The 23,395-nt window shown below is 39.8% G+C and carries 25 protein-coding genes and 1 tRNA gene; 3 read left to right on the forward strand and 23 right to left on the reverse strand.

Annotation, left to right across the window (positions count from 1 at the left end):
* Nucleotides 1-12: 12 nt before the first annotated feature.
* From nusA to rlmE, 8 genes are all read right to left on the reverse strand, one after another.
* The gene (gene nusA / locus KSO91_RS01140; RefSeq protein ID WP_238740490.1) at nt 13-1,512 is read right to left on the reverse strand and encodes a transcription termination factor NusA; all 1,500 of its coding nucleotides are present in this window, start codon (nt 1,510-1,512) and stop codon (nt 13-15) included.
* Nucleotides 1,513-1,527: 15 nt separating this feature from the next.
* The gene (gene rimP, locus KSO91_RS01145) at nt 1,528-1,986 is read right to left on the reverse strand and encodes a ribosome maturation factor RimP (RefSeq protein WP_238740492.1); all 459 of its coding nucleotides are present in this window, start codon (nt 1,984-1,986) and stop codon (nt 1,528-1,530) included.
* 278 nt (nt 1,987-2,264) lie between these two features.
* A tRNA-Leu gene (locus KSO91_RS01150) sits at nt 2,265-2,349 on the reverse strand.
* 18 nt (nt 2,350-2,367) lie between these two features.
* Nucleotides 2,368-2,682 carry a preprotein translocase subunit SecG gene (secG, locus tag KSO91_RS01155; RefSeq protein WP_238740494.1) on the reverse strand — a complete coding sequence of 105 codons (315 nt, stop codon included), beginning with the start codon at nt 2,680-2,682 and terminating at the stop codon, nt 2,368-2,370.
* 195 nt (nt 2,683-2,877) lie between these two features.
* A complete protein-coding gene (gene glmM / locus KSO91_RS01160; protein WP_238740496.1) occupies nt 2,878-4,209 on the reverse strand; it encodes a phosphoglucosamine mutase in 1,332 nt (443 codons plus the stop codon).
* A gap of 21 nt (nt 4,210-4,230) precedes the next feature.
* Entirely contained in the window at nt 4,231-5,064 is an 834-nt protein-coding gene (folP, locus tag KSO91_RS01165) for a dihydropteroate synthase (protein WP_238740498.1), read from the reverse strand.
* An 87-nt stretch (nt 5,065-5,151) separates the two neighbouring features.
* Complete coding sequence (ftsH, locus tag KSO91_RS01170; RefSeq protein ID WP_238740500.1) at nt 5,152-7,095, reverse strand: ATP-dependent zinc metalloprotease FtsH; 1,944 nt, start codon at nt 7,093-7,095, stop codon at nt 5,152-5,154.
* 45 nt (nt 7,096-7,140) lie between these two features.
* A complete protein-coding gene (gene rlmE / locus KSO91_RS01175) occupies nt 7,141-7,809 on the reverse strand; it encodes a 23S rRNA (uridine(2552)-2'-O)-methyltransferase RlmE (protein WP_238740502.1) in 669 nt (222 codons plus the stop codon).
* A 134-nt stretch (nt 7,810-7,943) separates the two neighbouring features.
* Between rlmE and yhbY the strand changes: the two genes are divergently transcribed.
* On the forward strand, nt 7,944-8,240 hold the full coding sequence (gene yhbY, locus KSO91_RS01180; RefSeq protein WP_238740504.1) for a ribosome assembly RNA-binding protein YhbY: 297 nt from the start codon (nt 7,944-7,946) through the stop codon (nt 8,238-8,240).
* Nucleotides 8,241-8,310: 70 nt separating this feature from the next.
* Here yhbY and greA read toward each other — a convergent pair whose 3' ends face one another.
* From greA to KSO91_RS01200, 4 genes are all read right to left on the reverse strand, one after another.
* A complete protein-coding gene (gene greA / locus KSO91_RS01185; protein ID WP_238740506.1) occupies nt 8,311-8,790 on the reverse strand; it encodes a transcription elongation factor GreA in 480 nt (159 codons plus the stop codon).
* A gap of 70 nt (nt 8,791-8,860) precedes the next feature.
* A complete protein-coding gene (locus tag KSO91_RS01190; RefSeq protein ID WP_238740508.1) occupies nt 8,861-9,634 on the reverse strand; it encodes a TatD family hydrolase in 774 nt (257 codons plus the stop codon).
* Between the two features lie 93 nt (nt 9,635-9,727).
* Nucleotides 9,728-11,314: a peptide chain release factor 3 gene (prfC, locus tag KSO91_RS01195; protein ID WP_238740510.1), complete on the reverse strand. Its 1,587-nt coding sequence runs from the start codon at nt 11,312-11,314 to the stop codon at nt 9,728-9,730.
* Nucleotides 11,315-11,666: 352 nt separating this feature from the next.
* Complete coding sequence (locus tag KSO91_RS01200; protein WP_238740512.1) at nt 11,667-12,059, reverse strand: Imm51 family immunity protein; 393 nt, start codon at nt 12,057-12,059, stop codon at nt 11,667-11,669.
* Between the two features lie 386 nt (nt 12,060-12,445).
* On the opposite strand from KSO91_RS01200, the gene KSO91_RS17735 reads away from it, so the two are divergent.
* Entirely contained in the window at nt 12,446-12,835 is a 390-nt protein-coding gene (locus KSO91_RS17735; protein WP_338049721.1) for an RNA recognition motif domain-containing protein, read from the forward strand.
* Between the two features lie 52 nt (nt 12,836-12,887).
* On the opposite strand, the gene KSO91_RS01210 is transcribed toward KSO91_RS17735, so the two are convergent.
* From KSO91_RS01210 to KSO91_RS01225, 4 genes are all read right to left on the reverse strand, one after another.
* A complete protein-coding gene (locus KSO91_RS01210; protein WP_238740514.1) occupies nt 12,888-13,247 on the reverse strand; it encodes a hypothetical protein in 360 nt (119 codons plus the stop codon).
* A gap of 200 nt (nt 13,248-13,447) precedes the next feature.
* On the reverse strand, nt 13,448-14,674 hold the full coding sequence (locus KSO91_RS01215; protein WP_238740516.1) for a cystathionine gamma-synthase family protein: 1,227 nt from the start codon (nt 14,672-14,674) through the stop codon (nt 13,448-13,450).
* Between the two features lie 692 nt (nt 14,675-15,366).
* The gene (gene dcd / locus KSO91_RS01220; protein ID WP_238740518.1) at nt 15,367-15,951 is read right to left on the reverse strand and encodes a dCTP deaminase; all 585 of its coding nucleotides are present in this window, start codon (nt 15,949-15,951) and stop codon (nt 15,367-15,369) included.
* Between the two features lie 213 nt (nt 15,952-16,164).
* Nucleotides 16,165-16,374, reverse strand: coding sequence for a cold-shock protein (locus tag KSO91_RS01225; RefSeq protein WP_028866731.1), 210 nt, complete (start codon nt 16,372-16,374; stop codon nt 16,165-16,167).
* 760 nt (nt 16,375-17,134) lie between these two features.
* Between KSO91_RS01225 and KSO91_RS01230 the strand changes: the two genes are divergently transcribed.
* Nucleotides 17,135-17,584, forward strand: coding sequence for a YaiI/YqxD family protein (locus tag KSO91_RS01230; protein WP_238740520.1), 450 nt, complete (start codon nt 17,135-17,137; stop codon nt 17,582-17,584).
* A 26-nt stretch (nt 17,585-17,610) separates the two neighbouring features.
* Here the strand turns inward: KSO91_RS01230 and nqrM are convergent, their stop codons facing one another.
* The 7 genes from nqrM to KSO91_RS01265 all read right to left on the reverse strand — a co-directional run bounded on the left by nqrM (nt 17,611) and on the right by KSO91_RS01265 (nt 23,393).
* Nucleotides 17,611-17,835 (reverse strand): (Na+)-NQR maturation NqrM, encoded by a 225-nt coding sequence (gene nqrM / locus KSO91_RS01235; protein WP_238740522.1) that lies wholly within the window; start codon nt 17,833-17,835, stop codon nt 17,611-17,613.
* Entirely contained in the window at nt 17,832-18,878 is a 1,047-nt protein-coding gene (locus tag KSO91_RS01240) for an FAD:protein FMN transferase (protein ID WP_238740524.1), read from the reverse strand. The genes nqrM and KSO91_RS01240 overlap by 4 nt, the downstream gene beginning before the upstream one ends.
* Nucleotides 18,879-18,883: 5 nt before the next feature.
* The gene (nqrF, locus tag KSO91_RS01245) at nt 18,884-20,107 is read right to left on the reverse strand and encodes an NADH:ubiquinone reductase (Na(+)-transporting) subunit F (RefSeq protein ID WP_238740526.1); all 1,224 of its coding nucleotides are present in this window, start codon (nt 20,105-20,107) and stop codon (nt 18,884-18,886) included.
* 66 nt (nt 20,108-20,173) lie between these two features.
* Complete coding sequence (gene nqrE / locus KSO91_RS01250; protein ID WP_238740528.1) at nt 20,174-20,782, reverse strand: NADH:ubiquinone reductase (Na(+)-transporting) subunit E; 609 nt, start codon at nt 20,780-20,782, stop codon at nt 20,174-20,176.
* Between the two features lie 5 nt (nt 20,783-20,787).
* A complete protein-coding gene (locus KSO91_RS01255; RefSeq protein WP_238740530.1) occupies nt 20,788-21,420 on the reverse strand; it encodes an NADH:ubiquinone reductase (Na(+)-transporting) subunit D in 633 nt (210 codons plus the stop codon).
* Entirely contained in the window at nt 21,413-22,192 is a 780-nt protein-coding gene (locus KSO91_RS01260) for a Na(+)-translocating NADH-quinone reductase subunit C (protein ID WP_238740532.1), read from the reverse strand. The genes KSO91_RS01255 and KSO91_RS01260 overlap by 8 nt, the downstream gene beginning before the upstream one ends.
* Nucleotides 22,185-23,393, reverse strand: a complete 1,209-nt coding sequence (locus KSO91_RS01265; RefSeq protein ID WP_238740534.1) for an NADH:ubiquinone reductase (Na(+)-transporting) subunit B — start codon at nt 23,391-23,393, stop codon at nt 22,185-22,187. The genes KSO91_RS01260 and KSO91_RS01265 overlap by 8 nt, the downstream gene beginning before the upstream one ends.
* Nucleotides 23,394-23,395 lie beyond the last annotated feature (2 nt).

The following is a 23,395-nucleotide window of genomic DNA, read 5'->3' on the forward strand; positions in this document are numbered from 1 at the left end:
CCTATCTGATGCTTATTCAGTGTCTTCGCTGAACCAACAGATGTTACGAGCAGCCATAATCAGCTCCCCTGCTTTTGCTTCATTCAGTTCATCAATTTCGATTAGATCATCAACTGCTTGTTCTGCTAGATCTTCAAGCGTAATGATACCTTTACTTGCAAGTACGAATGCCAAATGGCCTTCTAAGCCTTCAAGTGCAAGTAGATCGGCCGCTGGTTTAGCGCCTTCTAAACTTTCTTCTTGTGCGAGTGCTTTCATTGCCAAGACGTTTTTAGCACGTGCGCGCAACTCGTCCACCATCTCCTCATCAAGACCTTCAATTTCTAATAACTCATTAATTGGCACGTAAGCAATTTCTTCTAGTGAACTAAAACCTTCAGAAACCAATATACCGGCAAACTCTTCATCTATTTCCAATGCATCAGTGAATACGCTAATAACACTATCCGCTTCTGCCTGATGTTTTTCTTTTAACTGTGCCACTGTCATTACGTTTAACTCCCAACCGGTAAGTTGAGATGCTAAGCGAATATTTTGTCCGTTACGGCCAATTGCCTGCGCAAGGTTTTCTTCCTCAACGGCAATATCCATACTGTGAGAATCTTCATCGATGACAATAGAAGCGACTTCTGCAGGAGACATTGCGTTAATTGCAAATTGTGCTGGATTTTCATCCCACAAAATAATATCAACACGCTCACCGCCTAGCTCACTTGATACAGCTTGTACGCGAGCACCACGCATACCGACACAAGCACCGACAGGGTCAATACGTTTGTCGTTGGATTTTACAGCGATTTTTGCACGAGAGCCAGGATCACGAGCCGCGCCCATAAGATCAATCATCTCTTCCGCAATTTCAGGCACTTCTAAACGGAATAATTCCGTCAGCATTTCTGGCCGAGTACGTGTCATAAATAACTGTGCACCACGCGCTTCCGGTCGCACATCAAACAGTAGACCACGTAAACGGTCACCAGGACGGAAATTTTCACGTGGTAACATCTCATCACGGAAAATAACAGCTTCGGCATTGCCGCCTAAATCAAGTAGGATGTTGTCACGGTTCATACGCTTAACCACACCGGTGATTAACTCACCTTGTTGCTCTGCATATTGCTCAACCACTTGCGCACGCTCAGCTTCACGCACTTTTTGTACAATAACTTGTTTCGCTGTTTGTGTGGTTATGCGGTCAAAGGTGACAGATTCAATTTCATCTTCAATATACTCACCCACTTTAATTTCTGGGTTATCATATTCCGCCGCTTCAAAAGTTATCTCTTTACAAGGGTTTAACATCTCTGCGTTGCTTTCAAGTACTAACCAACGACGAAATGTATCAAACTGACCCGTTTCACGATCAATTTCGACACGCACTTCGATATCGTTCTCATATTTCTTTTTAGTTGCAATTGCTAACGCGCTTTCTAATGCTTCAAAAATTGCTTCACGAGGAAGGCCTTTTTCGTTAGATACTGCCTCTACGACAAGTAAAATCTCTTTATTCATCTATAACCGCCTTAATTAATCAAATTTTGGAACAATATTCGCTTTTTGGATATTACTCAGTGCAAAACGTTCTTCAGTACCATCAACGTTTACGCAAATAATTTCGCCTGCTACAGAGGAGATAATACCTTTCCATCTGCGACGGTTTTGAATAGGCATTCTTAATTGAACTTTCACCTCTGAGCCAATAAATGCGGCATATTGTTCAGCAGAAAAAAGAGGCCGCTCTAAACCTGGAGATGAAACTTCAAGTGTGTATTCATTGGTAATTGGATCTTCGACATCCATTAACGCACTGATTTCACGGCTTACCGCTGCACAGTCATCAACTAAAATACCATTTTCATGATCAATATAAACACGCAGTGTTGAATGCTTACCTGCACGAATATATTCTATACCCACTAATTCGTAGCCAAGATCTTCAACATTGACTTTAAACATCGCGGTTAAACGTTCTTCTAAACTTGCCAAAGTTACCCCCTTTTAGAAACAAAAAAAGGGCATATAGCCCTATTTAATTAACAACTTATGTTTATTAAAAACAAAAATAAGTTGTTATGTAATAAAGTTGAAAAGCAATTCCAACTCCCTAAATAACAAAAAAGCCCCAATAAATTGGAGCTTCATTCATTTTTTATCCGCTGACTTGGATAAACCACTCTATTCTGATAAGAGCATTGAATGTTGCTGATTGTACCTACTTAGCTATTCCTAAGCAATCACTATTATCAACATTAACAACAAATATTTGGTGCGGATAGAGAGACTTGAACTCTCACGACCTAAGTCATAGCCCCCTCAAGGCTACGTGTCTACCAATTTCACCATATCCGCAAATTTATAAAATCTATTTTATTCTGGTATTTTATCTGAGAGGTCAACATCAATGGGTTGTTCAATAGGTGTCAAATCAGAAAAGTCATCATTGACTGATACTTTATTTGATGACAGATTGCCCAACACTAGACTGAGTGCAAAAAACATAACAGCCAGAACAGCCGTCGTGCGTGTCATAAAATTACCCGCACCGCTTGCACCAAATACTGTATTTGAAGCACCTGAGCCAAAAGAGGCACCCATGCCGGCTCCTTTCCCCTGTTGGATTAAAACAAATCCAACCAAAATAATTGCAACAATTAAATAAACTACTAACAGCATCTCGTACATAAGAATATATCCAATTTTTCCAGAAAAACTTCTTTAAGCTCCGTTAAAGAAGCGTGCAAATACTACCCAAAAGAGCTTGAAACCACAAGAGATTATACACATAATTTGTTAATTTTAGCGGCCATATCACTTAACCGCTCAAAATTAATACAAACAGTCGCTATTCTGCTCGCTGCTTTATTTTACTTCTCACCATTATGCTTTCACTTTATCTGCAATCACTTGCGCATAACCACGAACAACCTCTTCTTTATCATCCGCTTCGACCATCACTCTAAACACCGGTTCAGTACCTGATTTACGTAATAATACACGGCCACGGTCTCCCAATAACTGTTCAACACGTTTTACCTCGGTCAGTACGTCTTCATCTTGTAATGGATCTATTTCATTATTAAAACGTACATTGATCAATATCTGCGGGAATTTTTTAATACCTTGTCGCAAATCATGCAATGTCATACGACTTCCTTGCATCGCACTTATCACCTGTAAACCAGAAACAATACCATCACCCGTTGCAAGATAATCCGAGCAGATAACATGGCCTGAATTTTCTGATCCTATTGACCAATTATTTTTCTCCATCAACGCCATTACATGACGATCGCCCACATCGGAACGCTCAAATGGAATCGCGAGCGCTTTTAAAGCAAGCTCTAGCCCCAGATTGGACATTTTGGTCCCTACCGCCCCGCCTTTCAGGGTACCCGAACGTAATTTTTCTCGGGCAATAATATACAGGAGTTCATCACCATCTAAGACGTATCCCGTGTGATCAACCATCATGACACGATCGCCATCACCATCAAAGGCAATTCCAAAATCAGCCTTCTCTGCAACAACTCGTTTAGCAATTGCCTGCATACTGGTCGCACCACAATTCAAATTAATGTTGACTCCGTTTGGTTCAACCCCCATTGCGATGACTTTTGCGCCAAGCTCATTAATGACCAAAGGTGCGATATGATAAGTTGCACCATTCGCACAATCGACAACAATTTTCAAGCCTCTTAAATCGTACTTATTTGGAAACGTGCTTTTACAAAATTCGATGTAACGTCCAGCGGCATCTTCTATGCGAGAGGCTTTGCCCATATCACTCGATTCAACACAGATCAGTTCTTTTTCAATCTCAGCCTCAATTTCAAGCTCTATTTCTTCAGAGAGCTTCACGCCTTGATCGGAGAAAAATTTAATGCCGTTATCATAATAGGGATTATGAGAAGCGCTAATAACAATACCAGCCGTTGCGCGGAAAGTATGCGTTAAATATGCCACCGCAGGTGTCGGCATAGGTCCCATCAGTACAGGGTGCAAACCTGCAGCAGTCAGCCCAGCTTGCAGTGCAGCTTCTAACATGTAACCGGAAATACGTGTATCTTTTCCTATTAATACTTTCTTAGAGCCCGATTTAGCAAGCACACGTCCTGCCGCCCACCCCAATTTCAATGCGAATTCAGGGGTAATCAGAGAGGCGCCTACTTTGCCGCGAATACCATCTGTACCAAAATATTTCTTTTTCATTATGTTCTCGATTATTAAAATTTATTCTTTGAATGAATTTATATGTTGCAACACCTTAAGTACATCAACCGTTTCTGCAACGTCATGAACGCGGATGATTTGCGAGCCTCTCTGCGCTGCTATTAAAGCCCCCGCCAAGCTGCCTGATAAGCGATTTTTTATATCTCGATTGAGTAATTTGCCAAACATTGATTTTCTTGAAACGCCGGTTAGTAGCGGATACCCCAGTGCTACAAACTGTTTAGTAGCAGCTAACAACTGAAAATTATGTTTGAGTTGCTTACCAAAACCAAACCCTAAATCTAAAATAATAGCTTCTTTTTTTATCCCTGCATTGAGACAAGTTTTAACCTGTTGTAATAAAAACTGTTCGACTTCTTCAAGCAGATTGTTGTATTCAGGTGCACATTGCATAGTGCGCGGCAAACCTTGCATGTGCATCAAACAGACTGCAACGTCAGCTTTTGCTGCGACAGCGAGCGCCCCTTCATCACGTAACGCGCGTATATCATTAATGATATCAGCACCCGCATTAACGGCCTCTTCCATGACTTTAGCTTTACTGGTATCAATAGATATCCAGCAATCTAAATTCTGATTTATCTTTTCGATGACAGGAATGACACGATCTAGCTCATCTTGCAACGAAACATCAGAAGCGCCAGGCCGGCTAGATTCGCCACCAATATCAATAATAGCAGCTCCTTGCTGCACCATCGTTTCGGCTTGTTTTAATGCTCGCTCTACATTGCTAAATAAGCCACCATCAGAAAATGAATCAGGTGTTACATTTAAAATCCCCATTACCTTAGGCGCGCTTAAATCGAGCATTTTATTTTTGCTATGCAGATGCATTTTATCTCTCCATCATAAAAAAGGAAGTAAAAAAAACCTAAGCAAGCTTAGGTTTTTCGGTGATAACGTTAATTAATCATGCATTAATTATTTATCGTCTTTATTTTCTTCAGTTTCAGCAGCTGGGGACGCTGCTATTGAATCATTATCAGCAACCGTTTTGTCTTCGCTGCTTTCTTTAATTGGCTCTGCTTTCGCTGGATTATCTTTAGCCACTTCTGCATCTTCTACCCAATCTGTAGGTGGACGCACTTCAATTCTCGCCATTAAATCAGCGACTTGATCGCTATCAATTGTTTCATATTTCATTAATGCATCTTTCATTGCATGCAGTATATCAATATTATCATTTAATATTTTCTGTGCACGTTGGTAATTTTTATCAATAAAGAATTTAACTTCATCATCGATCAGTTTACCCGTCTCATGAGAAACGACATTAGAGCGCAGTGTATTTGCATCCACGGTTAATAAAATGGGTCCTAATTTTTCGGAAAAACCCCACTCGGTAACCATAGCTCGCGCAATCGCAGATGCTTGTTTAATATCTTGAGAGGCACCTGTGGATACTTTATCAAGACCATAAATAATTTCTTCTGCAATTCGCCCGCCATAAGCAACCGCAATACTACTTTCTAATTCAATCCGATTTTGACTAATCTGATCGCCTTCAGGTAAAAATTGTGTCACGCCTAATGCGCGTCCACGCGGAATAATAGTAACTTTATGAATAGGGTGATGCTGTGGTACTAATTTAGCGACAATTGCATGCCCCGCTTCATGGTAAGCAGTCGATTCTTTATCTTCTTCGCGCATCACTAAGCTACGTCGCTCAGCCCCCATTAAGATTTTATCACGCGCTTGCTCGAAATCTTGCTTATCAACTGTACGTTTATTGCTACGAGCCGCAAAAAGAGCCGCCTCGTTGACTAGATTGGCAAGATCCGCACCTGAGAAACCAGGCGTTCCTCGGGCAAGTACCATCGCTTGAACATCATCACTTAGCGGCACTTTGCGCATATGCACATTAAGAATCTGCTCACGCCCACGCACGTCAGGTAAGGAAACAACGACTTGTCGGTCAAAACGCCCCGGACGTAATAAAGCAGCATCAAGTACATCTGGGCGGTTAGTCGCTGCAATCACGATAATGCCTTCATTACCTTCAAAACCATCCATTTCAACTAATAATTGGTTGAGTGTTTGCTCGCGTTCATCATTACCACCACCGACACCTGCACCACGTTGGCGACCTACAGCATCAATTTCATCTATAAATATAATACAAGGCGCTGATTTTTTTGCTTGTTCAAACATATCGCGCACGCGCGAGGCACCTACACCAACAAACATCTCCACAAAATCAGAGCCGGATATAGAAAAGAATGGCACTTTAGCTTCACCCGAAATCGCTTTTGCCAACAAGGTTTTACCCGTACCAGGAGGACCAACTAAAAGTACACCAGTAGGGATACGTCCACCTAGTTTTTGAAATTTTGTTGAGTCTTTTAAGTAATCAACAAGTTCCTTAACATCTTCTTTGGCTTCATCACATCCCGCTATATCAGCAAAAGTGGTTTTGATTTGATCTTCACCCATTAGCTTGGCTTTACTTTTACCAAATGACATGGCTCCGCCTTTGCCCCCTCCCTGCATATTACGCATGAAGAATATCCATACGCCGATTAATAGCAACATAGGGAACCAAGAAACAAAAATAGACGCTAAGAAGCTTGTTTCTTCCGGAGGTGTACCTTTAACTAGTACATTGTTTTTGATTAAATCATTCAGCAAGTCAGGATCCGACGCGGGAATATAAGTAATAAATTTACTTTGATTACTTCTTATACCCTTGACTTCTTGCCCGTCAATTTGGACTTGTTGAATTTGTCCTTGGTTAACTTCGTTGACGAATGTTGTGTAGTCTATTTGGGACTGTTTTGCTTCATCTTTTCCAAAACCTTGGAACAGAGACATCAATACTACTGCGATGACTAACCACAATATCAGGTTCTTTGCCATATCGTTCAAGATGTAAACCTCATGTTAAGAAATAAAAATTTAGATTGTAGGTTACTACAGTTTAAAACCGGTCGCTACTAAATATACTTCACGTGAACGCGCGCGTGAAGAATCAGGTTTACGCGTTTTAACTGTTTTAAATAATTTACGTACTTCAGCCATAAACGGATCAAAATCAGATCCCATAAAGACTTTAACAATAAAACAGCCATCTTTAACTAATACCGAACGACACATATCCAAAGCAAGTTCGACTAAATACATCGATTTAGGTTGGTCCATAGCTGCATTGCCACTCATATTGGGTGCCATATCCGACAGCACGACATCAACCTTTTGCTCGCCAATGCGATTCAATAATGCTTTTAAGACCATCTCATCGCGAAAATCACCCTGCAAAAAATCGACACCTGCAATAGAGTCCATGGGTAATATATCGCAGGCAATTACTTTTCCTTTCAAGCCAACTGTATCAACAGCCCACTGTGACCAGCTGCCCGGCGCAGCCCCTAAATCAACAACGGTCATGCCCGAGTGAATTAGCTTGTCTTTTTTGTTGATCTCTTCCAGCTTAAAAACGGCACGTGAACGTAATCCTTTTTTATTTGCCTCTTTGACATAGAAATCATTTACATGCTCTTGCATCCAACGTTTAGAGCTACCTGAACTGCTTTTCTTCAATACACCGGGCTTAGACGCACCCGAATTAACTCTTTTACCCATTAATTTATTCCTCGGTATTGCTACACTGCAATTATTTATAATGAATAAACAGGATAAATAACAATCAAAATAGTAAAGATTAATAATTAAGGGTAGAATGCTCTGTTTTCAACCCTTAAATGAAAGAAATTCGTATGAAATTATCAAATAAACAAAAGCAACACTTAAAAGGTCTTGCTCATACCCTAAAACCCGTTGTATTACTTGGCCAAAATGGCTTAACTGAGGGTGTACTCGCAGAAATAGAGAATGCTCTTAACTTCCACGAATTAATTAAAGTCAAAATTGCTACCGATGATCGTGACGTAAAACAATTAATTATTGATGCAATAGTACGTGAAACAGAAGCCATTAATATTACCAAAATTGGTCATATTGTGGTGTTATTTCGACCAAGTGAAAATAAAAAAATTGAATTACCACGTAAGTAGTCAAAGTAATTTAACCTAACTTATAAAAAAGCCCAGTGCTCACTGGGCTTTTTATGAGGTAAATTACATATTAAACAGTATATTGTACCTTGATAATCTCATATTCAATTGTCCCACCCGGTGTTTCAATCGTAATTTCATCATCTAGCATTTTACCAATTAGGCCACGTGCAATAGGAGAGCTCACAGAAATTAAATTTTTCTTAATATCAGCCTCATCATCACCCACAATACGGTAAGTCACTTCCTCATCAGTAGCGACATTAACAATAGTGACCAGTGACCCAAAAATAACTTTACCACTATTGTTTAGCTTACTGATATCGATGATCTGCGCATTGGATAATTTAGCTTCGACATCTTGAATTCGCCCCTCACAAAATCCCTGTTGTTCCCGTGCTGCATGATATTCAGCATTTTCTTTTAAATCACCGTGCTCACGTGCTTCTGCAATTGCCCTGACAATCGCGGGGCGTGTCACCGTTTTCAATTGCGCGAGTTCAGAGCGTAATATTCCAGCGCCATTGACTGTCATAGGATATTGAACCATTAAAAATTACCTTTATATTCACAAGAAGTTGTAGTTAAATAATACAATTATTTTACCCTTATTTTCTTCGTTAGTCATTATTTAAGGAAAAAATGCTGGTAGTATTTTTAACAATTTGTGCCGCCAAGCAACTTTTAGATTCTGTTCGTAACAAGCATAACGACTCAAAAATAGTGATCAAATTAAGCGGGCAATTAAAGCCACCTTTTTGTAAATAAAGGGGGCTACCGGGGGCATCGGTTTCTAACAATAAAGATCTGATAGGTAATCGGCTAATTGTTTTTTTTGTTTTTGTGGCGTTTGGGTAAGTGATCACCCCGCCAATACCAAGTTTAAAGCCCAGCTTGATAAATTCCATCGCAACCTCATAACTACCGGAGAAAGAATGGTATACACCACCTTGTTTAAAATTTACGGCTTTTAATATTTCCAGTACCCGCCCCTGTTTTTTAAGCACATGTAAGATAATAGGTAAACTACACTTTTCTGCTATCTGTAATTGCTTAATAAACACATTTTCTTGAAGCGCCGTATCTGCTTGAGCGTATTTATCTAAGCCAATCTCCCCTAGCGCCACACATTTTTTATCCGCGGTAATCAATGATTTTTCTAAGAAAAGTAAGTCATCTGCTTGGAAAGTATCAAGGAAATGGGGGTGGATCCCTAACCCATAATAACACTGAGTATAAGTCGAACATAATTGCTGGATAGCACCCCAACTCTTTTTTTGTGTCCCAGGAATAATGACATTGGTTATTCTATTTTCTTCTAACTGTGATAAAAGAGGAGCAAGTTGCGTTGCAAAACAAGGAAAATCCAAATGGCAATGACTATCAATAAACATGCATTCACCTAGAACGTTAAAGCGACTATCGAGCAAAAGCAATACGTCAGCATAAATACACCACGGTGTTTATGCTGACGTTAGCAGCGCAAATTAATGTTCGCGGGTTTTTCTAAAATTAATAGCGGGATAACGTTCGATTGCCAGATTTAAATTAACCATAGTAGGCGCGACATAGGTCAAGTTATTACTGCCATCTAACGCCAAATTATCATATGCCTTACGCTCAAATTCAGCAAATTTGAGTGGATTATCACTATCGACCCATAACGCGGTGGCAACACCAATCCCCTCATAGAGGGCTTCCACTTTGTATTCTGACTTTAAACGCTGAACAACAACTTCAAACTGCAACACACCAACCGCACCCACAATCAAATCATTGCTGCGTAACGGCCGAAACACTTGCACAGCCCCCTCTTCTGAAAGCTGCATTAGGCCTTTTAGTAACTGCTTCTGTTTAAGGGGATCTTTTAAGCGGATACGACGGAACATCTCCGGTGCAAAATTTGGAATGCCTGTAAATTTAAGCTCTTCATTGCTGCTAAATGCATCACCAATTTGAATCGTTCCATGGTTATGTAACCCAATAATATCGCCAGGATAAGCTTCTTCAGCAGCGCTTCGGTCACCGGCCATAAAGGTTACCGCATCAGAAATACTGACCATTTTACCGGTGCGCACATGGCGCATTTTCATCCCTTGCTCATACTTACCGGAACACACTCGCATGAAAGCAATGCGGTCACGATGTTTTGGATCCATATTAGCTTGAATTTTAAAGATGAAACCAGTAAATTCATTTTCAGTTGGCTCGACAATACGCTGTTTAGTTGCGCGAGATAACGGTGTCGGTGCCCATTCAACCAATCCATCTAATATATGATCAACACCAAAGTTACCTAATGCAGTACCGAAATAGACTGGCGTTAGTTCTCCTTTCAAAAAAAGATCATGATCAAACTTATTGGATGCACCTAACACCAACTCTAATTCCTCACGTAGCTGAGCGGCAAAAAGTGGTATCGCTTGATCTACCTCAGGGTTATTTAACCCTTTAATAACGCGACTTTTTTGAATGGTATGACCTTGGCCTGATGAGTATAAAATAACTTCATCACGTATTAGGTGATAAATACCTTTGAACTCTTTCCCCATCCCAATCGGCCACGTAATAGGAGCACAGGCGATATTTAACACATCTTCCACTTCGTCCATTAAGTCGATTGGATCGCGGATATCACGATCGCATTTATTCATAAATGTGATAATTGGCGTATCACGCAGACGTGTAACTTCCATCAGTTTAATGGTGCGTTGTTCAACACCTTTTGCTGAATCAATAACCATTAAGCAGGAGTCAACTGCGGTTAAAGTACGGTAAGTATCCTCCGAGAAGTCTTCATGTCCCGGCGTATCAAGCAAATTAACTATCGCATTGCGATATGGGAATTGCATAACCGAAGTAGTAATCGAGATACCACGCTCTTTTTCAATCTCCATCCAGTCAGATTTTGCATGCTGACCTGATTTTTTACCTTTCACCGTACCCGCTTTTTGTAGCGCGTTACCAAACAGAAGTACTTTTTCAGTGATCGTTGTTTTACCCGCATCGGGGTGAGAGATAATAGCAAAAGTTCTTCTTTTCCTTACGTTCTCTATAATGTCTTTGTTTGGCATTTATCTTTTTCTCTGATTATGTACGCACATCTGTAAGTACATCTTTTATTAAAAAATGGGAATCTAAACGATATTGCGCACATGATAACAAATTTTAGCTTGCAAGCTAAAAGGTATTATTTAATGAAGGTTAAAATTTCAGTCAATTAAGCTGGGATATTAAACACCTAAACAGAGAAAGTTAGCAAAAATAGGGCCTGCAGAGCATACCCGATAGATATCACACTCATTTATAATATTGAAGCGCACGAAAAAGACCGGGCTAGGTAACTTCATGACATAAAAAAAGGAAGTAAAAAACTTCCTTTTTGTAGATGTGTTTATGGCGTAGCGCTGGGGTCGCCCCCATTAGTCACTCAATGTAGCCGCCAGCAGTCGCTATTTTGATGCATTTTTCGCGATAACTTGTATCTGACGAGAGCTTGTCAATAACCGACTTAACCTTATTAGCGGCTATTTCGCTATTACTATAAGCGACAAAAGCACCACCTTCAGGAGCAAATTCAATATCTGATAACAGTGCCGCATTTTCAGTCGTTAATGCCGCTTTGACCAAAGCCACCCAAGTATAACCACTACCTTGTAAATTGGCATTGGTAAAATGAAGGGCGACATCTTCATTAAAATTATAATAATTTATCGCATACTGGCCATCGACATTTCGAATAGTCGCATGTTGTTCTTCATCTGCTGCAAAAAGACTTATAGAAGCCAGAGTCAAAATCAGTAAAATAATACTACGCATAGTAGTGTTCCTTTTAAGTTGTAAAATTCCATAGAAAGAAGCATTACATGCTTCTATTAACAAACAATTTGTAATAAAAATAAACTCTAGCATGATTCAAAAATGTTTATCAAATGCTTATATTCGTGAATCGGGGCTACTTACCATAAATAGATTAAATAATTTAATATTTGCGATAATCGCAGTAGATTCAATACCTTTAATATGAGGCCTATTTATTATAAACTTCGCCACTCGTGAAGCGGCTTATTAGCCCCATCATGTTCGGTATATAAGCTATTTTAACCTCTACTCGAGAAAATGAAAAACAAATAAGCAAAAGAAATATGCCTGAATACCTGTTAATATGAACTACTTAAAATTATTTAAAATTAAAATGGTGCCCCATGAAATTACTCGTACGCAATCTCGCAACGGCGACAACCGAAGAGAAGTTATTAAGTCTATTTAGCGAATATGGAAAGGTACAATCTTGCACCTTGGTTTTAGATAAAAGCACTGGAAAATCAAAAGGTTTTGGATTTATTGAAATGCCAAAGGTTGGTGAAGCTAAAATTGCAGTGCATAAACTAAATGGTTATAAACTGGCAGGTAACATCATTCGCGTCAAACGGGATGAGGCTAAAAAAGAAATAGCTGAAGTGTCATCTGCAACAGAAGAAATAGAGCACTCTAAAGTAGTAAATGCAGACATTAAAAAAGACGTAGTCGGCTTAGGCGAAGTACAAGGTAATGAAAATAATAAGAACAACATTTACGGCACCATAAAAAAATAACACTTTGCACTCAAAAAGCGACTAAATAGAGGACGTTTGGCTTTTGCCACCTCTATTTAGGAGCTAATTTTTTTTCTTGCATTTTTCTGGATAACAGGTCAAAACGTATTAAACAAAATTGACCTAAGTTTTCTGGATCAATCTTAGCAAGCTTAGCCATTCCAATTTTTTCTTCAACAATTACAATATCTAATTGCCCTTCTTGGTAATCTTGGGCTTTTAATAAACTATCATCGTACATTTCACTGTAATAATTAAGCATGGCTTTATCTCCCATTTCTAGGGAGAGTTTGCTGCACATATGATAATTGGCTAAAGTTTGTCCTATTGTTTTCAATTCGTCATCAGTAACAGCACTAGCCAATATAATTGAATGATAAAGAAATAAAAAAATGCCTATCCTTTTTTTCATACTCCCTCCTAAAAAACGCATTATTTTTACTGCTGCAGGCACTTACACTGCTAATTTCACACTCTACTTAAGCGAAAAAAACAGAATAAAATCAACATTTTTAACCACAACAGCTCGTTCGTATGATTACAAATGTAGAAAAAATCTGGCATTCATTTTAACAAGTATAAATGGCTAGGCTATTAGTAACGTTGCTATAATTACGCAAGCGCTTGTTTAAAGTCGGCGAGTAAATCAGCACTGTTTTCAATACCAATCGAACAACGTACCATCGTCTCACTGATCCCCATTTGCTTACGTACTGCTAGTCCCATTTCACCATAAATAGTAGGAGCAACAGGTAACGCCAAAGTACGGTTATCGCCTAGATGGGTCGCATTGATGACAATATCTAGTTTATTCAAAACCTTACAACAATCCTCATCTTTAATTAGATCAAAACTTAAAATTGCGCCAAATTTTTTAAATAAACGCTTTGCAAGATCATGCTGAGGATGAGAGTTAAGGCCAGGATAATAAACTTTCGCAACTTTAGGGTGTTGTTCCAAGAATTCGGCTAGCAGCAGTGCATTATCACATTGGCGATCCATACGTAATTCCATCGTTTCACTACCCACTGAAATTAAATGTGCGATTTGCGAGCTCATACATCCCCCCATATCACGAAGGCCTTTTTTCTTGATCTGGCTGATGCCCCACATTTTGCTATCACCTTTACGGTAACCCTCAAAAATATTTGGGTAAGCTTGCCAGTCAAATAAACCACTATCTGTAACCGCACCACCTAATGCATTGCCGTGGCCAGCCACATATTTAGAAAGAGAGGTAATAATCAGGCTGGCTTTAACTGTTGTCGCATCGAATAGGTAACACGAAGCCATCGTGTTATCAATCACGTAGACTAACTTTTCTTTTTCACAGAAATCACCAATTGCATCAAGCGCACTAATTTGGGTAACTGGATTAGCAATGCTTTCGGCAAACACCATACGGGTATTGTCTTTTTGTGCCGCTTTAACTTCTTCAATATTAGTGGTGTCTACCAGAGTAACCTCGATTCCGTAACTTTGCAGAGTACCCATTACGCTGTTAGTGTTACCAAATAAAAAACGGCTACAAATCAGGTGATCGCCAGATTTCAACAAGCTTAAAAAGGTAGTCACAATAGCAGCCATACCAGAAGCAAATGCCAGCGTTGCATAACCATTATCCATTTGACATAACTTATGCTGCAACGCATCAATTGTTGGTGTTGATTGGCGCGCATAAGCATGCCCAGGTTGACCTTGGAAAATATTGATCAAATCTTGCACATCGTCAAAACCATATGGAACAGAATTGTGAATGGGTGCGTGAACCGCCCCATATTCTAAATTCAACAAGCGGTCTGAATGCACTATCTTTGTTGTAAAACCTTGCTCTGACATCTTAGTTCCTTGAGTTGTTTTTTATACCAAATCCATTGAATTCTATTCATTGAAGTTTGCCGAAATGAATACTCGTTAAAGGCAAATAATATTTGCGTATTTGTTATTGATTTTGTAATTAAGACAACGAGTTGCTGCAATCAACACATCTACTTTATTGGTTTATCATGCGTCTGAAGGGATCTTTTAATTAATACAATGGGGAGTTAATCCTGATCCACATTAAATAAATTAGATTTAAAAATATTCAGACACAAATTAATAAGTTTGAATATTATACAGAGATCAAGAAGTAAGTTGAAACCGAATCTATATAGTTTTTTGGTCTTTCTTATCTGTTTATGCATTACCTGTTGCGTACATACCCTAATAAAATTAAAACTGTCAAAACCAATACTAGCGTATAGACATATCTCCATGATACATCAAGGTGCTAAATGCTCGCTTTTACACCTATCGGTTAGATGATTAAGGAAAATAATCGTTCACAAGGTCACCATGCTAAGTCAGATTCTGGTTTTCGAGCCGAGTCCTCATTGGGTACCTAAAATAAAAAAAAGGCTTGCTTATCAGAAGTTAAATCAGTAATTAATAGAGAGGAAATGTTATAAAAGTAATAAAATAAGCTCTATCCTTATTTTATTACTTTTTAGCTGTGCTTTCATTATCAGCATGGCGATAAATGGAGATATTTAGTTGTCTTGGCTAATTCGGCTCGCCACTGCACCTTGCTGCTCTTGATATTTCGCATTAGTACGTTTGTTATAAGGCCTTGCCGCAGGCGCGGATAGTCGTTCAAAGTTCAATGCTGCGATAATCATTTTAGGGCGTAATGCCAAGGGTAATTTACCACTATTATAAAACTCTAAGACAATTTTTCCTGACCAGCCAGGATCGATTCTATGCGCTGTGACATGGACCATTAAACCCAAGCGAGCCAATGAAGAGCGGCCATCTAACCATCCAACAATATCAGCAGGCAAGGTCACATCTTCGTATGTAACCGCTAACGCAAGCTCACCAGGATGCAAAAAGAATGCTTGATCTTCTTTGATGACGATGACATCACTCATTACTTTATCTAACGATGCAGCTACCTCTTCTTTAGGACCAGAGAGATCAATATAAGGCGTAGTGTGTTCACTAAACACTCTAAATTCATTACCTAGGCGGATATCGACACTAACACCTGATATAGCAGATTGAGGCGGCCGAGGATTTATAATCAACTTACCTGCATCTAAATATTCTTCGATATGGGTATCACACAGGCGCATTTTCTTCTCCAGAAAGCTAAAGTCATTATCAATTTAGTGCATTATATAGGTAATGTGGATTACATTAAATATTTGCAGCGTTCGAATTTTTTCAAAGGGGGTAGATATAAAACATGATCGCTAGCCATTTTATAACAGGCATAAAAAAAGCAAGTCAATGACTTGCCTTATTGTTCAATCAGAATGAGCTAATTAAAGCTCATCGAAGCAATATTAAAGAGCTACGATGTTTTCTGCTTGAGGACCTTTTTGACCTTGAGTTACAGTAAACTGTACTTTTTGGCCTTCAGCAAGAGTTTTAAAACCAGTGCTTGCAATTGCAGAGAAATGTGCGAATACGTCAGGACCGTTTTCTTGCTCAATGAAACCAAAACCTTTAGATTCGTTAAACCATTTTACTGTACCAGTAGTAGTTGTAGACATAATAGTATCCTATTTAATTTGAGTAATTTAACCTTGTAAATCAAGGCAGTTGGCGAGAAGTGTTGCTATTACTTATGAAGTATAGGATCGGTACATAATACGGAACATCGAACATAAATATAAAACGAACTTTCAAGCTACAAAGAATTATATATTGCTATCGTTATCTGTCAACTGCTATTTGAATTAAAAATCAATTTTTTGCAAAAAACTCTTTTAATTAATTAAAAACCCAAGTCGAGTGGCTAAATACAATGAATTACATTTAAGCGTACGTTAATTTTAATCAAGATACCTTGTTAGAATTCAGTTCTGAGCCCTCAATTCGGCAGCACATGTACGCCTTTACCGCGATTAATTTCGTTAACGCGCTGTCTATAGGTGTAAAGGCAAATATCGAGCCTTCTTAATAGAAGACTTTTATCAAATACTGTGAGGTTATATTGATTTTAAGCCGTTCTAGCAGGGCAGCTTAAAGTCGTACCAATTTTATTAATTACGTGATTTTTTTCGGTGTAGTAAAAATGTATTGAAGCGATACAGGGACAACAGTAAGCACTTGTTCTAATTGCACATAAACAACAAAACACCAATCAGCATTGTGTTTAACTCGTATTCATCTTAACAAACATAAATGAATAGATAATTGCTATATTTGCTATAACATAGGTGTACAACAATGCTCTAAATTTCCCTGCGACATTGATGTAAAAGTGGCCGCAAAAACATTGCATTCCCTTATAATTAAAGAGATGAAGTAATGACTATTTGGATTGATGCAGATGCTTGCCCAGTGGCGGTAAGAGATATGGTTCTACGGGCAAGCCAACGCACAGCAACCGCACTGGTTTTTGTGGCAAATAGCCCATTACCCATAGCGACTCGCCCTCTCGTTAAAACAGTGCGCGTATCACAAGGTTTTGACGTAGCAGATAACTATATTAGTCAGCATGTCGAACTAAATGACTTAGTGATAACTCAGGACATCCCTTTAGCGGCTGAAATTGTTGAAAAAGGCATTACTGCGTTAAATCCTAGGGGAGAGCTATATACGCAGGAAAATATTCGTCAACGTTTAGCAATGCGCAATTTTGCAGAGGAACTGCGCTCGATAGGACAGATGAGTGGCGGCCCTAATAAATTTGCGGATAAAGAAAAACAAGCCTTTGCCAACGCATTGGATCGCTGGCTACAAAATAGTAAGAAATAAGAGAGGGATCCCCCTCTCTTATATTCTTAAAGAATGCGCTCTGCGCTTTTTAGTTTTTCTATGCGCGCGGCTTCAACATTCTTTTTTTTACGATTGTCACAAGGCTCTGGACAGTCACACTCTTTATCAATACCCACAGAAGCCAAGCCTCCACAACTGCCTGCGATTGTTTTTTTGTTTAAAATATAACCAATAGCCATTGCTACTGTCACAACTAAAAAAACAACAAAAGTCGCAATAAAATAGATCATTCTTTTTTCTCAAAAAAATAAGGCTCAAAATCAGGCGTGTAATGTTCGATAATTTCATCGCCTTTTTTAACTAATAAAAACACAGGTATCTGCTGTTTTTGAGCGAAGGCGAATCCTGCAGTCGGACCCAACACAGTAATTGCAGTAGCCAATCCATCTGCGACCATACTACTTTTATGAATCACGGTAACCGACACTAATTTGTGGCTAATAGGTTTGCCGGTTTTCGGATCAATAGTATGTGAATAACGTATGCCATCAGATTCAAAATAATTACGATAATCACCAGATGTGGCAATGGCATTATCACCGATATGTATTAATCTTTGTACATTTTGCCCTGCCACTGGCCGCTCAATAGCCAGAGTCCATGGTTTCTTACCCGGTTTATAACCATGTACTCGTAATTCACCACCAATATCGACTAGGTAATTACTTATACCTAACTCTTGTAAATAATCAGCAATAAAATCAACACCGTAGCCCTTCGCTATGGATGAGAGATCGAGATACAATTCGGGTATCGACTTAATCAAGCGATTGCCTTCAATAGATAAATATTGGCTACCGACTATCTTCCGTTTTGCCGCAATAAGCGCATCAGAAGGTACTTTATTTGGTTTTTTATCTGGCCCAAACCCCCAAAGATTAACCAGCGGGCCAACGGTAATATCATAAGCACCGCCACTTTCTTTAAACAAAGACAGCGCGACCTCGACAACAGAACTTGTCGCATCTGACACCACTAGTGATTTTTCTGCTTGATTAAAACGCGACAGTTCTGAATTTGGACGGTAGGTTGACATCTGATCGTTGACTAACTCAAGGCGTGAATCAATTTGCGCCTGTATGTTATCAATGGACAACTCTGAATTATTTTTCTGAGCGTCAGAAAGCACATATTTAACTTGGTAATATGTGCCCATCGTTTGCCCTTTAATCTGCTCTATTTTAGGATCATTTTTAGCACATGAGGAGAGCAGGGAAGAAACAATAAAGGCTAGCCCGATGAAGGCCAGCCGTTGTAATAAAAGTTTAAGCACTAATATTAACCACCAAAATCATCAAGGAATATATTTTCGTCTTCAACGCCTAAATCTTTAAGCATGGCGATAACTGCGGCATTCATAACCGGTGGACCACACATGTAATACTCGCAGTCTTCTGGTGCGTCATGATCGCGTAAGTAGTGCTCATATAAAACATTATGAATAAAACCGGTGTAACCATCCCAAGCATCCTCTGGTTGCGGATCACTTAAAGCAACATGCCACTGGAAATTTTCATTTTCGGCTGCAATGCTGTCGAAATCTTCGACATAAAACATTTCTCGCTTCGAACGGGCGCCGTACCAGAAACTTACTTTACGCTTGGTTTTTAAACGACCGAATTGATCAAAAATGTGCGAACGCATCGGTGCCATACCTGCCCCACCACCTATAAACACCATTTCATTTTCAGTTTCCTTGGCAAAGAACTCACCAAATGGGCCGGAAATAGTGACTTTATCGCCTTTTTTAAGACTAAAAATATAGGAAGACATTTTACCACAAGGCAATGCTAGATTACGTGGAGGTGGCGTTGCAATACGTACATTCAGCATAATTAATCCAGCTTCATCGGGATAGTTAGCCATTGAATATGCACGGATGGTTTCTTCATCAACTTTTGACTCTAACTTAAAGAAGCCGAAATGCTCCCAATCACCACGATATTGTTCTTCAATATCAAAATCACTGTATTTTACATGATGCGCAGGCGCTTCAATTTGAATGTAACCGCCAGCCTTGAATGGCACAGTTTCACCATCAGGGATCTGTAATTTAAGCTCTTTGATAAAGGTTGCCTGATTGTCATTAGAGATAACCGTACATTCCCATTGTTTCACACCAAAAATCTCTTCGGGTAGCTCAATACTCATATCATTTTTAACACTCACTTGACATGCTAAACGTTCACCCTCTTTCGCTTCACGTTTACTAATATGATCAAGCTCAGTAGGTAAAATGTCTCCCCCACCAGACTTCACTTTAACGCGGCACTGTCCACAGGTACCACCGCCACCACAGGCTGAAGAAATAAAGATGCCCGAGTTTGCAAGCGCACCAAGTAATTTATTACCGGCCTGAGTAGTGACATTTTTGTCTGGATCATTATTAATTGAAATTGTGATATCACCTGTGCTTACCAGTTTTGCTTTTGCTACTAAAATAATAATAGCTAACGCGAGAACAATAATGGTAAACATGGCAACGCCGAGAAATATTTCCATCGACTTTTTCCTTGTTTTGAGGGGGACTTTGCCCCCGAAATTACATTAAATCTAAAACAGCAAAAATTACAGTTGAATACCAGAGAAAGACATAAAACCTAATGCCATTAATCCAGCCGTTACAAATGTAATACCCAATCCACGTAATCCATCGGGTACATTTGAGTATTTCATTTTTTCACGAATCCCCGCTAATGCGACGATAGCTAAGGTCCAACCTACACCACTACCGACCCCATAAACAACTGATTCTATTAAGTCATATTCTCGCTGCACCATAAACGCGACACCACCGAAGATGGCACAGTTGACTGTAATGAGAGGCAGAAAAATACCTAAGGCTTGGTATAAAGCAGGAAAGTATTTATCCAGTACCATCTCCAATATCTGCACTAATGCGGCAATCACACCAATAAAAGTGATAAAGCCTAAGAAGCTCAGATCTACATCAGGAAACCCCGCCCACGCTAGGGCTCCTGGTGCTAGCAAATTGAAGTAGATAATCTGGTTAACAGGTACCGAAATTCCCAGTACAACAATTACCGCTATGCCCAGCCCCATGGATGTTTTTACTTTCTTCGAAACGGCCAGAAAGGTACACATGCCAAGAAAGAATGCCAGTGCCATATTTTCCATGAAAATAGAACGCACGAATATACTAAGATAATGTTCCATTCAAATTACTCCTTTGGCTCTACTTGTTCGGGTTTAAGCGTTCTGATGATCCAAATAAGGCCACCAATAATAAAAAACGCACTAGGAGGAAGCAGTAATAAACCATTACTTTGATACCAGCCGCCATTCGATGTTAAGGGTAATATTTCGATACCGAATAAAGCACCAGCGCCAAATAACTCACGGAAAGCACCCACTATAACCAGAACAAATCCATATCCTAATCCGTTACCGACGCCATCCATAAAGCTGGCGAGCGGTTTGTTTTTCATCGCAAACGCTTCAGCGCGGCCCATTACAATACAGTTGGTAATAATCAAACCGATATAAACGGATAACTGTTTAGAAAGACTAAAGGCGTAAGCCCTTAACACTTGGTCAACCACAATAACCAGAGAGGCAATAATGGTCATCTGCACTATAATTCGCACGCTATTTGGAATGTGGTGACGGATCATGGAGATAAACAGATTAGAAAATGCAGTCACAAAAAGGACTGCCAGCGTCATTACAACAGCAGTTTCGAGGGTACTGGTTACCGCCAATGCCGAGCAGACACCCAAGACTTGTAGTGCAATAGGGTTATTATTGACAATTGGCGATGTTAATACCGCTTTCAATTCACTTGATTTAGCCATTATTTAGCGCTCCTTCTTGAACTTTGCTAAGGAACGGTCCGAAACCTTCCGAACCGAGCCAAAACGTAAAGGTATTCTGTACGCCGTTACTGGTCAACGTTGCGCCGGATAGCCCATCAATTTCATGCGTTGAACCTGCAGAAGCCTGCCCTTTTACAATTTTAATTGCCGGTGCACCCTGTTCATCAAATAACTCTTTACCTTCCCACAATGAGCGCCAGCGTGGATTTTCAACTTCCCCGCCTAAGCCAGGCGTTTCACCTTGATCATAATAAGTGATTGCTTCAACAGTGTTACCATCTGGTTTAATCGCAACGAAAGCATACATCGTTGACCATAATCCCGCCCCATGAACAGGTAAAATGATACGTTGCAGTTTACCTGTATCATCAGAAACCAAATAAACAGTAGCGAGATTGGCGCGACGGCCAATCTTTGCAACATTTTGCTGTTCACTGAGTTTGATACTGCGTGCTGGATCTTTAGCCGCTTTACGTTGGTCATAGTTTTTTGAATCAACATTCTCAACAAAGTCACCCGAGTCTAGATCGACGAGTTTTGTCTGAATATTTGAGTCGAAAATTTCAGCGCTTGTTTTATCGGTGTTTAAGCCTGCAACTGCAAGAATATTACTTTGCTTATCTTTTTCTTTATTCGCTAATTGTGTTGAACGCAGGCCAACCGCAGAGCCGGCCACAATTATTGAACAAGCTAAACAAACGGCGAGTACCACCCATATTGTTCTGGCGAACGTTTCATGTTTATTAGACATTGCGTGCTAACCTCCGTTTAATATTTCCTTGCACCACAAAATAATCGAACAGCGGTGCAAATAGATTGGAAAATAAAATCGCTAACATCATACCTTCAGGGAAAGCGGGATTTACAACGCGTATTAATACGACCATCAAACCAATCAAAAGACCGTATGCCCACTTTCCTTTATTAGTAAAGGCCGCGGAGACTGGATCGGTTGCCATAAAAATCATGCCAAAAGCAAAACTTCCGACAACTAAGTGCCAGTACCAAGGTAGTGCAAACATCTGATTGGTATCACTACCGATAAGGTTAAAAAGGGTAGAAGTAGCCATCATACCGAGCATTACACCGCCAATAATACGCCATGAAGCAATGCCTGTTATAACAATAAATACACCACCTATTAAGATCGCAAGTGTAGATACTTCACCGATACTGCCTTGTATATTGCCAAGAAAAGCATCCATCCAAGTAACACCCGATTGCGCGACAGCATCTAAACCGCCTTGTGCAGCAGCACTTAAAGGGGTCGCACCAGAGAAACCATCTGCAGCAGTCCAGACGGCATCACCAGAAATGTTGGTAGGATAGGCGAAAAACAGAAAAGCTCGGCCAGCTAACGCAGGATTTAAGAAGTTACGCCCCGTTCCACCGAAAATTTCTTTTGCCACTACCACACCGAAGGTGATCCCTAAAGCCACTTGCCATAATGGAATAGTCGCCGGTACGATCAGCGCAAAAAGGACAGATGAGACGAAGAAGCCTTCATTCACTTCATGTTTACGTACACTGGCAAATAATACTTCCCAAAAGCCACCCACCATAAAAGTAACGGCATAAATGGGGACGAAGTAGATGGCGCCATATAGCAAGTTATCGAAAATACCCGCATCAGACCCCATCGTTACGCCAAGCATGTTTAAAATAGCTATTCGCCAATCATCAAATGCCGTAAATCCCGCAACAATTGCCTCATTAGCTTGAACACCTGTATTGTACATCCCGAAAAACATAGCGGGGAACGTTGCTAGCCAAACAAAAATCATGATGCGTTTTAAATCGAGGCCATCTCGTACATGAGTAAGTCCTTTGGTAACAAGCCCCGGAGTATAGAGAAAAGTCGCCGTTGCTTCATATAAGGCAAACCATTTTTCATAACGCCCGCCCGCCTCAAAATGCGGCTCTATTTTCTCAAGTAAATGCTTAAGATTCATTC

The organism is Psychromonas antarctica (genome assembly GCF_022267535.1).
GTDB classification, from domain to species: Bacteria; Pseudomonadota; Gammaproteobacteria; order Enterobacterales; family Psychromonadaceae; genus Psychromonas; species Psychromonas antarctica.